Below are 12424 nucleotides of genomic sequence, written 5' to 3'. Positions count from 1 at the left end.
CCCTCAAGGGAGGGGCTATTGCAGGATCAATGCGCCCGCTGTTCGCCGCGGGTGTCGATGCCCGAGGCGGCGGCCTCGGCGTTGAGCGGCTCGCCGGCGAGGACATGGTCCGGCCGCTCGCCGAGCTGTTCCAGGTGCATCAGCTTGGTCACGAACGGCGCGAGCACCAGCACCACCACGCCGACGCCCATCGCGAACCAGCCGATGCGGCCATAGACCTCCAGCACCCGGTCCGGCCCGGCGCCCTCGCCGCCGGTCGCCTGCGCGATCAGGCTGGCGATGAAATTACCGGCGGCGGTGGCGAGGAACCAGGTGCCCATCATCAGCCCGGTCATGCTCGGCACCGACAGGCGCGTCATCGACGACAGGCCGATCGGCGAGAAGCACAGCTCGCCCATCGAGTGCAGCATGTAGAGCAGGATGACGAAGATCGCCGGGGTCAGCCCCGCCGCCGGCGCGCCAAGGATCAGCGCGAAGAAGCCGGCGCCAACCAGGATCAGGCCGATGCCGAACTTGAACGGTGCGCTGGGCTCGATGCCGCGCTTGCCCATCGCCGTCCACAACAGGCCGAACAGCGGCGCCAGCGTGATGATGAAGAAGGAATTGACCGACTGGAACCACGACGCCGGCATGTCGAAGCCGAGGACGGTGCGGTTGACCTGCTGGTCGGTGTAGACGCTGAGCGACGAGCCGGCCTGTTCGAACAGGGCCCAGAACAGCGGCGACAGCGCGATCAGGAACAGCGCCGCGAAGATACGGTGCCGCTCGACGGGCGGCAGGCGGCGGAAGCTGGTCAGCAGGATGTAGACGACGGTCAGCGCCGCCGCGGCGAGCAGCAGCGTGCCGACCGCCCCCTGGCTGCGCACCAGCCACCAGCACAGCGCGATCATCACCAATGCGCCGGCATAGATCGCCCATTCGATCGACAGGCCGACCGGCGAACGCTGCTTCAGCGCCGCCGGCACCGGCGGCTCGCCGACGTCGTAAAGCGCGCCGCGGCACAGCACGAAGACGACCAGGCCCAACGCCATGCCGATGCCCGCCGCGCCGAAGCCCCACGACCAGCCGACCCGCTCGCCGAGATAGCCGACGAGCAGCGGCCCGACGAAGGCGCCGGTGTTGATGCCCATGTAGAAGATCGAGAAGGCGCCGTCGCGCCGCGTGTCGTCACGCCGGTAGAGCGCGCCGACCAGCACCGAGATATTCGCCTTCAGGAAGCCGGTGCCGACGATGATCAGCGCCAGCGCGAGGTAGAAGCCGTTGAGCGCGCTGCCCTGCTGCCCCACCGGTCCCTCGACCAGCGCGATCATCAGATGGCCGAGCGTGATGAAGATGCCGCCGGCGAGCACCGCCTTGCGCGGCCCGAGATATTTGTCGGCGATATAGCCGCCGATGATCGGCGTGATGTAGACCAGCGACGTATAGGCGCCGTAGATCGCATAGGCCGGCTGTTCGCCGAACAGGAAGTGCTTGGTCAGATAGAAGACCAGGATGGCGCGCATCCCGTAATAGGAGAAGCGCTCCCACAGCTCCGCGAAGAAGAGCATGAACAGGCCGCGCGGATGCCCCAGGAAGGTCTTGGCGGTGGCCGGTACGCCGCCTCCCGCCGTTGCTGTACTTGCCATGTGGTGAAGTTGCTCCCGTGCCGTGTGCGCCCGTCCGGGCGTCCTCTCGGGCCGGCAACGTAGCGGCTTGGGAGCGGGTGTAAACGGCTGTGCCGCGCTCACCCTCACCCTTCCGTCGCTACGCGCCTCCCTCCCTCTCCCGACGGGAGAGGGAAGAGGTCGCGCAGCGACCGACAGGGTGAGGGTGGTCTGCCGCACGCAGCGGTCCTATGGCAATCCGATGTTCAACGACGCCTCCACCCCGCTGTCGCTCCTCGCCACCCGCCGTTCGGGCAAGCCGCGCGATCTCGTCGCGCCCGGGCCGGATGCCGCGCAGCTCGACCGCATCCTCGCCATCGCCGCGCGCACGCCGGACCATGGCAAGCTGGCGCCCTGGCGCTTCGTCATCGTCGGCGACGATCGGCGCGACGCGTTCGCCCGGCTGTTGGTCGATACCTGCCGCGCCGAACGGCCGGAGGCATCGCAGAAGGAGCTGGACGGCCTCGATCAGTTCGCACGCCAGGCGCCCGCGCTGGTCGTCGTCCTGTCCTCGCCCAAGCCGGACAGCCCGATCCCGCTATGGGAGCAGGAATTGTCCGCCGGAGCGGCGACGATGAACCTGCTGCACGCGGCCCATGCGATGGGCTTCGCGGGCGGCTGGCTGACCGGCTGGGCGGCCTTCTCGCCGCGGGTGCGCGACGCCTTCGGCGCGGCGCCGGAAAAGATCGCCGGCTTCGTTTTCCTCGGCACGCCGGGGCGACCGCTCGACGAACGGCCGCGCCCCGAGCTGGCGCAGATCATCTCACGCTGGGACGGGTGATTTGATCGCCGGGTTGAGCTTGGACCTTTCCCGCTTTTGCTGTATTAAAGCAGCATGACAGCTCTCAGCAACGAGGACAGCCCGGTCTATATCCGGCTACGCGGCACCATCGCGGCGGGAATTCTGCGCGGCGACTATGGCGCCGGCGACCAATTGCCCTCGGTGCGGGCGTTCGCCGCCGAACATGGGGCCAATCCGTTGACCGTCGCCAAGGCCTATCAGAGCTTCCAGGACGACGGCTATGTCGAGGTGCGGCGCGGCGTCGGCATGTTCGTGCTGCCCGGCGCGGCGGAGAAGCTGCGGCGCGCGGAATGCGACAGTTTCGTGCGCAACCAATGGCCGCGCATCCGCGACTATATCGATCTGCTCGGCCTCGACGCGCAGGACCTGCTGGAGCGCGAGCGGGTCTGAGGACGCTCTTCTCGGATAGTGCGGATTTCCCGACGCCGTCGTCCCCGCGCCGTTGTTTCCTCCACCTTCGTCATCCCCGCGTAGGCGGGGATCCAGAGACGCTGACGCTGCGGCCCTCGCGATGATTTGCGCGTCTGGATTCCCGCATACGCGGGAATGACGCAGGTGGACGAATGGCCCGGCTTCAGAACAGCCCCAGGCTTTCCACCTCATCCTTGGTCAGGTCGATGCCGAACATCAGGCTCATCCGCATGCGATAGACACGCGGGTCGGTGATCTCCGCCGCCGTCTCGTCGTCGCCGGCGCGGCGGTGATAGCGGCGGTCGGTCAGGCCGGCGAGACCGTGCGGCAGCACGATGCTGGCGATGGTCAGCTGGGTGAAGCGGCTGTCCGGCGCGGTCGACGTCCAGTGGTTCGACAAAACGAGATCCGCCGCCGCCACCGCATCGGTGGTGAAGCTATATTGCGGCTGCCAGCCCGGACCCGCGCCGCGCCCGTCGGTCGACCCCGCCGCACCGGCCCGGTACAGCATCCAGCCATGCTCCGCATCGGTATCGAGCCGGAAGCGGGCGCCGTCGGGTGCGACGACTTCGGCGCCGGCTTCGACCGGCATCACCGGCGCATAGCTGCCGCCGAAGCCGGGGTCGGCGATCCAGTCGCGTCCGTCGATCGATACCAGGCTGAGCGTGTGGGTCCGCGGCGGCGTCGGCCCCTGCTGCACGTCGGTGCCAAGCCAGACGCGGGCGAGTAGCGGCCGCGCCGCAAAGCCGAGCGCGGTCAGCGCGTCGAGGAACAGCCGGTTCTGTTCGAAACAATAGCCGCCGCGCTTGCCCGTCACCAATTTGGCGAACACCGCGTCGCTGTCGATCGCGATGCCGCGGCCGAGGCGGACGTCGAGATTCTCGAACGGGATGGCGAGCCGATGCTCGCGCTGCAGGCGGCCGAGACCTTCCGCATCGGGGGTGACGCGGGCGGGCAAATTGATGCGGGCGAGATAGGCGTCGAGATCGAACATGACCGGCTATTCGAGGGGATTTCTTTCGATGGCAAGGGTCAGGCCCCTGCTTCAAAGAGGCACGATCCGTGTCACATCGTCATCCCCGCGCAGGCGGGGATCCAGACTGGCGAGCCTCGCGGCTCAATCTGCAGCGTTGCGCGTCTGGATTCCCGCCTGCGCGGGAATGACAGCGGAGCGGGACGGCACCCCGCTGCGGCAAAAGCTGTCAGGCCGCGAACGCCTCGGCCGGCACCGCGTAAAGCACCTCCGCACTCGCCGTCGCCGCGGCACGCAGGCCCAGTGCTTCCGGTACGATCTGGTCGAGGTAGAAGCGCACCGCGGCGCGCTTGACCGCCTGCGCCGGATCGTCGCCCGTCGCCAGCCGGCCCTGCCGCTCCATCAGCCAGCCGCAGGTCGCGACCGACAGCATGGTGAGGAAGGGATAGCTCGCCGCCAGTTTGTCGTCGGCATCCGCGGTGGCGAGACGGCGGCCGATCGCCTCGACCGTATCGGTGAGCGCGATCAGGTCGGCATGCTGCGCCTCCGCCCGGATGTCGCCGATCAGCGCCGCAAAGGCGCCGCCGTTATCCAAAGCTAGCTTGCGGCCGACGAGGTCGGCGGCCTGGATGCCGTTGGTGCCCTCGTAGATCGGCGTGATCCGCGCATCGCGGAAATATTGCGCGGCGCCGGTTTCCTCGACGAAGCCCATGCCGCCATGCACCTGTACGCCGATGCTCGCGACCTCGTTGCCGATGTCGGTGCCGTGCGCCTTGGCGAGCGGGGTGACGATCTCCAGCCGGTTGCGTGCCGCCGCGTCGCCGAGCCCGGCGCGATCGACCTGGCCCGCGGCATAATAGACGAGCGCGCGCGCCGCCTGCGTCTGCGCGGTCATGCGCAGCAGCATGCGGCGCACGTCGGGATGTTCGACGATCCGCGACGGCGCGCCGGCACGCGCGCCCTGGACGCGTTCGAGGGCATAGCCGACCGCCTTCTGCGTCGCGCCTTCCGCGACCTGCACGCCCTGCAGGCCGACGTTGAGCCGGGCGTTGTTCATCATCGTGAACATCGCGCGCATGCCGCCATGCTCCGGCCCGATCAGCTCGCCGACGCAATCGTCATGGTCGCCGAACGACAGCACGCAGGTCGGCGAGGCGTGCAGGCCCATCTTGTGCTCGATCGACACGACGCGCACGTCGTTGAACGCGCCCGGCGTGCCGTCGTCGTTCAAGCGGAACTTGGGGACGAGGAACAGGCTGATCCCGCGCGTTCCCGGGGGCGAATCGGGCGTCCGGGCGAGGACGAGATGGACGATGTTGTCCGCCATGTCGTGGTCGCCGAACGAGATGAAGATTTTGGTGCCCTTGATCGACCACTTGCCGTCTCCGAGCGGCGTCGCGGTGGCGCGCAGCGCACCGACGTCGCTGCCCGCCTGCGGCTCGGTCAGGTTCATCGTGCCGGTCCACGCGCCGGTGGCGAGCTGCGGCAGATAGGTCGCCTGCTGCTCGGGCGTGCCATGGTGGATCAGCGCCTCGATCGCTCCGACGGTCAGCGTCGGGCAGAGCGCAAAGCCCATATTGGCGGAGCCGAGCGTGTCGAGCACCGCGGTCTGGATCGCGAAGGGCAGCCCCTGCCCGCCCCAATCCTCCGGCACGCCGATCGTCCCCCAGCCGCCCTCGACATAATCGTGGTACGCCTTGATGAAGCTCGCCGGCATATGGACGCCGTCAGGCGTCCAGGTCGCGCCGACGGTGTCGCCCTCGCGGTTGAGCGGCGCCCATTCGCCCGCGGCGAACTGGCCGACGCCCTCCAGCACCGCATCGACGACGTCGGGGCTGGCGGCCGCGAACCGCGCGGTCGCGGCAAGTTGGTCGATCTGGACGACGTGCTCCAGCACGAAACGCTGGTCGGCGACGGCGGGGCGGAAGGTCATGTTTCTCTCCTTGGACCCGCCGTTTATAGGCTTGGAACATGGCCGATTCAAAACCGCGCATCTTACGCTACGGCATGGCCGCGGTCGCCGAAGCGGCGGCGCGAATCACCGCCGGCGAGCCGGTCGCGCTGCCCACCGAGACGGTCTACGGCCTCGCCGCCGACGCGACCAATGCGGAGGCCGTGGCGCGCATCTATGCCGCCAAGGGGCGGCCGAGCTTCAACCCGCTGATCGTCCATGTCGCGGATCTGGCGGCGGCGGCGGCGCTGGCGGTGTTGGATGCCGACGCGCGGCGGCTGGCGGAGATGTTCTGGCCGGGGCCGCTGACGCTGGTGCTGCCGCTGCGCGAGAGGGCGCCGATCGCCGGGCTGGTCACCGCCGGACTGCCGACCATCGGGCTGCGCGTGCCGCGCCACCGCGCGATGCAGGCGGTGCTGGCGGCGAGCGGACGGCCGCTGGCGGCGCCGTCCGCCAATGCCAGCAACGGCATCAGCCCCACCCGCGCCGCGCACGTCGCCGCCAGCCTAGGCAACCGGATCGGCCTGATCCTCGACGACGGACCGACGGAGGCGGGGCTGGAATCGACGATCCTCGCCGGGCGCACGCTGCTGCGGCCGGGACCGATCGCGATCGCCGACCTGCCCTTCGCGGTGGAACGGCGGGCGGAAGGCGGTGCCGTGACCGCGCCGGGCCAGTTACGAACGCATTATGCCCCGGCCAAGCCGCTACGCCTCGATGCGCTGGCGGCGGAGGGCGACGAGTGGCTGATCGGCTTCGGCGCGATTCCCGGCGACGAAACGCTGTCCGCGGACGGCGACCTGACGGAAGCGGCGGCACGGTTGTTCGATGCGCTGCACCGCGCGGACGCCAGCGACGCCCGCAGGATCGCGGTGGCACCGATTCCGGCAGACGGTCTGGGCGAGGCCATCAACGACCGGTTGTCTCGCGCGGCGCATCGGTAGAGTCGGTGCACGCGAAGACGCGAAGCCGCGAAGATGTCGCCCGCGGCGCCGCGAGCGCCACATCTCCGCGCCTCCGCGTGAAAAAAGGCCGCCCCGAAGGACGGCCTCTCAATCATTACGCGCTGACCGCCGCCGCCCTGGACCGCGCCTGGAAGCTCTTGCGCAGCTTCTGCAGCTTGGGCGGGATCACCGCCATGCAATAGGGGTTCGACCGGCCCGAGGTTTCCCAATAATCCTGGTGATAGCCTTCGGCCGGATACCATTCCGCCATCGGTTCGATGGTGGTGACGATCCGCCCGGCGGTTTCGCCCGCGCGCTCGATCGCGGCGCGCGCTTCGGCGGCCTGCGCCTCGTCGGCCGGGAAGATCGCCGAACGATATTGCGTACCGACGTCATTGCCCTGGCGGTTGAGCTGCGTCGGGTCGTGCGTCGCGAAGAAGATGTCGAGCAGCTCGGCATAGCTGATCTGCGCCGGATCGAAGCCGACGCGGATCGCCTCCGCATGGCCGGTATCGCCGCCGCAGACCTGCTTATAGGTCGGATTGGGCACCGAACCGCCGATGTAGCCGCTGTCGACGCTCTCGACGCCGATCACGTCCTTGAACACCGCCTCGGTGCACCAGAAGCAGCCGCCGGCCAGCGTCGCATAGTCCGTCATGATAGTCTCCTTTGCGTCCAAGATAGGATGTCGCTACCGCGGCGCAACGTACGACAGGGGACCGATTAGATGGCGATCGACGGCAAAGTGATGGTGACGGGCGGTGCCGGCTATATCGGCAGCCATGCCGTGCTGGCGCTGTGCGATGCAGGCTATGACGTGGTCGTGGTCGACAATCTGGTCACCGGCTTCGATTGGGCCGTCGATCCGCGGGCCACGCTGGTGACGATGAACGTCGCCGACCCGGCGCTGCGCGACGTCATCCGCGACCACCGGGTCCGTGCGATCATGCATTTCGCCGGCTCGGTCGTGGTGCCCGAATCGGTCAGCGACCCGCTCAAATATTATCGCAACAACACCGCGGCGACGCGCGACCTGCTGGAGAGCGCGGTGGCATGCGGCGTGCCGCACTTCATCTTCTCCTCGACCGCCGCGACCTATGGTACGCCCGAGAAGGTCCCCGTCGCAGAGGGCGATCCGAAGGCGCCGATCAATCCCTATGGCATGTCGAAGCTGATGACGGAGTTCATGCTCCGCGACGTCGCCGCCGCCCATCCCATCAACTATTGCGCGCTGCGCTATTTCAACGTCGCGGGCGCCGATCCGCAGGGCCGGACCGGCCAGTCGACCGTCGGCGCCACGCATCTGATCAAGATCGCAGTCGAGGCGGCGACCGGCAAGCGCGGCCATGTCGGCGTCTACGGCACCGACTTTCCGACCCGCGACGGCACCGGCGTGCGCGATTACATCCACGTCAGCGATCTAGCCGCCGCGCATGTCGCGGCGCTGGAACTGCTGGTCGAGCGGCCGGGCGAAAGCCATGTGCTGAACTGCGGCTATGGCCGCGGCTTCTCGGTGCTCGAGGTGCTCGACGCGATCGACCGGGTCACCAACCGCACGATCGAGCGCCGGCTGGAGGGGCGTCGCGCCGGCGATCCGGCGGAACTGGTCGCCGACAATGCCGCGATCCTCGCGACGCTGCCGTGGCGACCGCAGCGTGATGATCTCGACACGATCGTGCAGGACGCGCTCGCCTGGGAGCGCAAGCTGGCGGAGCGCGGCTAGTCGCGCATCGCGCGCCGCGCGCCGGCAGTGGCGAGCCACCAGCCCAACGCCCATAGGGTGCCGAAACTCCAGCCGGCGATCACGTCGCTGGGCCAGTGCACGCCAAGATAGACACGGCTGGTGCCGATCGCGCCGACCAGGATGACCGCGACGATGAGCAGGTAACGGCGGGTGGCGCGCGACGGCGTCACCTGGCCGCCCAGCGCGGCGAGCGTCAGGTAGATGCAGGCGCTCGACGCGGCATGGCCGCTCGGGAAGCTGTAACCGGTGACGTCGACCAGGTGCGGCACCAGCTCGGGGCGCGCCCGCACCGCGAAGCCCTTGATCAGGTCGACCATTACCCCTGCCGACAGGCTGGCCGCCGCCACCGCCAGAGCGGTCAGCCACAGCCGCTGCACGAGCAGCAGGCCGGTGACGGCGACGACGACGATGGTCAGCACCACCCCGCCGCCGAGCGCGGTGACGTCCGCCGCGACCTTCGGCAGCCAGGCGGGGCCATGCCAGGCGCGCATGCCGACCAGGATCGCGCGGTCGAAGGCGAAGGGCCAGCGGCCGGTGGCATAGGCGCCGGCGAGCATCAGGGCGAGACCGGCGGCGATCGCCGCGAAGCCGGCGAGCAGGGACGGCAGCCGCCGCGGCGCGGGCGGTTCGGCACCGATGGTGGGTCCGCCGGGACTCGAACCCGGGACCTCTCGATTAAAAGTCGCTTGCTCTACCAACTGAGCTACGGACCCCTGCCATCGGCGAGAGGGCGGCCTAGGCGCGCGGACGCCGCCGGTCAATCCTCGCGGCGAGTTGACGCAGCGTTCGGCCGCTGACCGGATCGCGCCAGGACGGCGCGATGTGCAGCAGGGGGCGCAGCACGAAGGCCCGCTCGCGCATCGCGGCGTGCGGCACCGTCAGGTCGCGGGCGTGCCAGCGCCCGCCCGACCAGAGCAGGATGTCGAGGTCGATCACCCGCGCGCCCCAGCGCCGACCGCGGCGACGGCCGAAGGCCGCCTCGATCCGCTTCAGCCGCGCCAGCAATTGCGGCGGTGTCTCGGCGCTCGCGATCAGCGCGGCCGCATTGGCGAAGCGGCGGATCGACGGGCCGAGCGGCGGCGTCGCGATCACCGGCGAGGCGGCGACCACGCCGCCGATCGCCGCCAGCGCCGCGCGTACCTCCGTTGCCGGGTCGCCGTGCCGGCCGCGCCGATTGGAGCCGAGGCCGATCGCATAGATTGTCGTCGCCACGCGCTCGCCCTAACGCGGTTGCCATGTCTTTGGAAATCATGCCGCCGACGCTGTCTGGCGCGCCCCTGCTCGCGGTCGAGCCGCCGCGCGACTGCCCGCTCTGCCCGCGCTTGGTCACGGTTCGCGAGGAACTGCGTGCCGAACTGCCGCAATGGTGGAATGCGCCCGTCCCTGCCTTCGGCGACCCGGCCGCCTGGCTGGCGATCGTCGGCCTCGCACCGGGGCGGCAGGGGGCCAACCGCACCGGCCGCCCGTTCACCGGCGACCGGTCCGGCCCGTTGCTCTACGATACGCTGATTGCGGCGGGCCTGGCGGAGGGCAGCTATACCGGCAAGGCGGACGAGGCGCTGGCGCTGAACGGCGCGATCATCCTCAACGCGGTCAAATGCCTGCCGCCCGAGAACAAGCCGACGCCCGACGAGATCCGCACCTGCCGCCCCTTCCTGGAGGCGGAACTCGCCGTCCTGCCCGCGGTGCGGGTGGTGGTGGCGCTCGGCCAGATCGCGCATCAATCGGTGATCAAGGCGCTGGGCGGCAAGCTGCCCAAGGCCCGTTTCGCCCATGGCGCCGAGCATCGCTTGCCCGACGGACGGATCGTGATCGATAGCTATCATTGCTCGCGCTACAACCAGAACACCGGCCGGCTGACGCCGGCGATGTTCGCAGCAATCTTCGCGCGGGCGCTGGCGCTCAAGACGTAGGAATCAGCGTGTCGACACCCTTGGCCGCCACCGCCCAGCGATAGACCGCGTCGGCGATGTAGAAGCGGAATTGCGCGAAATCGAAGAACACCTTCTTCGCATGACCAGTGCAATCCGGCGTCGCGTTGACGATCGCCGCCTCGGTGCGGGTGATCTCGTCATAGCCGTTGGCCTTGATCAACCGCACCGACAGTTCGGGGGCCTGCCGAACCTGGCAGATCGCCATTTCGAAGAAGCGCCGGTCGGTTGGCAGGCGAAACTTGGCTAGAGGAATTTCACGCAGATTGAAGCGCGCCTGAACATCGGCGTCCGCGGTCTGATCCTTGGTCAGTGTCAGATCGGGGCTGAACAATTGCACGATACGCAAGGTCATCGCGCCACGATCGTAATAGCTCGAATCATAGCCGCCGGCAGCTGCCGCATTCCCGAAATGTTGGGCCGCAAACACGTCCTGCGCGCAGGTCGAGTGCTTTTTGACGAATTGGGTCTGGCCGAACGACTGGCGCGGGCTGTTGATGACGCCATCGATCGCGGCCCTGAGATCGGACGTGTCGCGCATGCCGGGCGTGATCGCGCATTTCGTAAAGCGCTCGGCCAGCGCGAAGACGGCGGCACTCTGTTGCGGGCCACCGCCGATTTTACCGCTGCTCAGCGTGCGATGCGTCACCGCGGATTTGGGATCGTCGAGGTCGGGCAAGCCCGTAACGACGATATCGTCAGATTTCGGAGCATTCTGCTGGGTCGCGGAAGTGGCGGGGGACGATGTCGTCTGCTGCGGGACCGCCTGTATCGCCAGCGCGAATATTAGTCCCGCAACGATCATATATCCTCCACCAGCCGCCCGTACAGTTCAGGACGCCGATCCCGAAAGAAACCGAAGGCGGCACGATGCCGCTTTATTCTAGCGAGATCAAGCGTGGCGACGATGACACCTTCCTCCTCCCGGTCCAGTTCGGCCAGAACGTCGCCGCGTTCGTCGACGATAAAGCTGGTGCCGTAGAAAGTCTGGTCGTGTTCGGTGCCGACCCGATTGGCGGCGACGACCGGCACGACGTTGCTGACCGCATGGCCAATCATCGCCCGCCGCCACAGCCGCGCGGTGTCGAGGCTGGTGTCGTGCGGCTCGCTGCCGATCGCGGTCGGGTAGAACAGCAGTTCCGCCCCCATCAGCATCAGCGCGCGCGCGGTTTCCGGATACCATTGGTCCCAGCAGACGCCGACGCCCAGCTTCCAGCCCGGCGCATCCTGGGGCGCCGGCCACACCTTGAAGCCGGTGTTGCCGGGGCGGAAGTAGAATTTCTCCTCATAGCCCGGACCATCGGGGATGTGGCTCTTGCGATAGACGCCCTGCACGCCGCCGTCGGGACCGATCATCGCCAGGCTGTTGTAATAATGCGGCCCGTCCGCCTCGAAGAAGCTGGTCGGGATGGTGACGCCGAGTTCCCGGGCCAGCGCCTGCATCGCCAGCACCGCCTTGTGCTCGTGCGTCGGGGCGGCATTGGCGAACAGGCCCTCGTCCTCGACCCGGCAGAAATATTCGCCCTCGAACAATTCCGGCGGCAGGATGACCTGCGCGCCCTGCGCATGCGCCTCGCGGACGAGCCGCGAGACGTTGGCGATGTTCGCGTCGATATCGCTCGAGAAGCCGAGCTGCAGCGCAGCGACGGTGATTGCAGTCATGGACGATCCTAGAGAGTGACGCCGAATCGCGCGGCGATCGCAACCGTGGCGAGATAGAGCAGGAATGTGACGGCGCAACCCGCGCCCAGCGCGCTCCAGAAGCCGACACCGTGGCGCAGCAGCGCCGGGATCAGCAGGAACATCGGCAGCGACGGCAGCACGTACCACACAGTCGCCTGCGCATGATCGGCGAGGCGGACCGGATCGCGCGTGTCGTGCCACAGCCAGATCATGCCGAGGACCGACACCAGCGGCAGCGAGGCGACCAGCGCCCCCGCCGCCGGGCTGCGCCGCGCGATCAACGCGACCAGCGCGACGATCACGCCGGACAGCGCCGCCCGGACCAGCCACGCCGCCACGACG

At 68.7% G+C, this 12424-nt stretch carries 14 protein-coding genes and 1 tRNA gene; 5 read left to right on the top strand and 10 right to left on the bottom strand.

The genetic code is table 11. The features are described 5' to 3' along the window. Positions 1-26: 26 nt before the first annotated feature. Complete coding sequence (locus D9601_RS12135; protein WP_198354246.1) at positions 27-1625, bottom strand: peptide MFS transporter; 1599 nt, start codon at positions 1623-1625, stop codon at positions 27-29. Positions 1626-1845: 220 nt separating this feature from the next. Here D9601_RS12135 and D9601_RS12130 point away from each other — a divergent pair, with 220 nt between their 5' ends. Together D9601_RS12130 and D9601_RS12125 are read left to right on the top strand one after the other, a co-directional pair. After that, positions 1846-2424, top strand: a complete 579-nt coding sequence (locus D9601_RS12130; protein WP_198354245.1) for a nitroreductase family protein — start codon at positions 1846-1848, stop codon at positions 2422-2424. A gap of 54 nt (positions 2425-2478) precedes the next feature. Next, positions 2479-2835 (top strand): GntR family transcriptional regulator, encoded by a 357-nt coding sequence (locus tag D9601_RS12125; RefSeq protein ID WP_198354244.1) that lies wholly within the window; start codon positions 2479-2481, stop codon positions 2833-2835. 184 nt (positions 2836-3019) lie between these two features. On the opposite strand, the gene D9601_RS12120 is transcribed toward D9601_RS12125, so the two are convergent. Together D9601_RS12120 and D9601_RS12115 are read right to left on the bottom strand one after the other, a co-directional pair. After that, entirely contained in the window at positions 3020-3850 is an 831-nt protein-coding gene (locus tag D9601_RS12120) for an arylamine N-acetyltransferase family protein (RefSeq protein ID WP_198354243.1), read from the bottom strand. Between the two features lie 208 nt (positions 3851-4058). Continuing rightward, complete coding sequence (locus tag D9601_RS12115) at positions 4059-5762, bottom strand: acyl-CoA dehydrogenase (RefSeq protein ID WP_198354242.1); 1704 nt, start codon at positions 5760-5762, stop codon at positions 4059-4061. 38 nt (positions 5763-5800) lie between these two features. On the opposite strand from D9601_RS12115, the gene D9601_RS12110 reads away from it, so the two are divergent. Continuing rightward, complete coding sequence (locus D9601_RS12110; protein ID WP_232474071.1) at positions 5801-6724, top strand: L-threonylcarbamoyladenylate synthase; 924 nt, start codon at positions 5801-5803, stop codon at positions 6722-6724. A 115-nt stretch (positions 6725-6839) separates the two neighbouring features. Here D9601_RS12110 and msrA read toward each other — a convergent pair whose 3' ends face one another. Beyond that, entirely contained in the window at positions 6840-7382 is a 543-nt protein-coding gene (msrA, locus tag D9601_RS12105; protein WP_198354241.1) for a peptide-methionine (S)-S-oxide reductase MsrA, read from the bottom strand. 69 nt (positions 7383-7451) lie between these two features. Here msrA and galE point away from each other — a divergent pair, with 69 nt between their 5' ends. Next, a complete protein-coding gene (gene galE, locus D9601_RS12100; protein WP_198354240.1) occupies positions 7452-8447 on the top strand; it encodes a UDP-glucose 4-epimerase GalE in 996 nt (331 codons plus the stop codon). On the opposite strand, the gene D9601_RS12095 is transcribed toward galE, so the two are convergent. The 3 genes from D9601_RS12095 to folK form a co-directional block, all read right to left on the bottom strand. Continuing rightward, on the bottom strand, positions 8444-9025 hold the full coding sequence (locus D9601_RS12095; protein ID WP_198354239.1) for a phosphatase PAP2 family protein: 582 nt from the start codon (positions 9023-9025) through the stop codon (positions 8444-8446). The genes galE and D9601_RS12095 overlap by 4 nt on opposite strands. An 80-nt stretch (positions 9026-9105) precedes the next feature. Beyond that, positions 9106-9181: transfer RNA gene (locus tag D9601_RS12090), tRNA-Lys, on the bottom strand. 22 nt (positions 9182-9203) lie between these two features. Then, positions 9204-9680 carry a 2-amino-4-hydroxy-6-hydroxymethyldihydropteridine diphosphokinase gene (gene folK / locus D9601_RS12085; RefSeq protein ID WP_198354238.1) on the bottom strand — a complete coding sequence of 159 codons (477 nt, stop codon included), beginning with the start codon at positions 9678-9680 and terminating at the stop codon, positions 9204-9206. A 23-nt stretch (positions 9681-9703) separates the two neighbouring features. Between folK and D9601_RS12080 the strand changes: the two genes are divergently transcribed. After that, on the top strand, positions 9704-10381 hold the full coding sequence (locus D9601_RS12080; protein ID WP_269769672.1) for a uracil-DNA glycosylase: 678 nt from the start codon (positions 9704-9706) through the stop codon (positions 10379-10381). Here D9601_RS12080 and D9601_RS12075 read toward each other — a convergent pair. Genes D9601_RS12075 through D9601_RS12065 form a run of 3 tightly spaced genes read right to left on the bottom strand, consistent with a single transcriptional unit; the run spans position 10371 to position 12420 of the window. After that, positions 10371-11204: a hypothetical protein gene (locus D9601_RS12075; RefSeq protein ID WP_232474069.1), complete on the bottom strand. Its 834-nt coding sequence runs from the start codon at positions 11202-11204 to the stop codon at positions 10371-10373. The genes D9601_RS12080 and D9601_RS12075 overlap by 11 nt on opposite strands. After that, entirely contained in the window at positions 11201-12061 is an 861-nt protein-coding gene (gene aguB / locus D9601_RS12070) for an N-carbamoylputrescine amidase (RefSeq protein WP_198354236.1), read from the bottom strand. Before aguB ends, D9601_RS12075 begins: the two co-directional genes overlap by 4 nt. Positions 12062-12069: 8 nt before the next feature. Continuing rightward, positions 12070-12420, bottom strand: a complete 351-nt coding sequence (locus D9601_RS12065; RefSeq protein WP_198354235.1) for a DUF3147 family protein — start codon at positions 12418-12420, stop codon at positions 12070-12072. Positions 12421-12424 lie beyond the last annotated feature (4 nt).

The sequence above is a fragment of the Sphingomonas sp. MA1305 genome, from assembly GCF_016107325.1.
Classification (GTDB): Bacteria; Pseudomonadota; Alphaproteobacteria; order Sphingomonadales; family Sphingomonadaceae; genus Sphingomonas.
The sequence above is the reverse complement of the archived record's forward strand: the minus strand, read 5'-3'. Positions and strand labels throughout refer to the sequence as shown.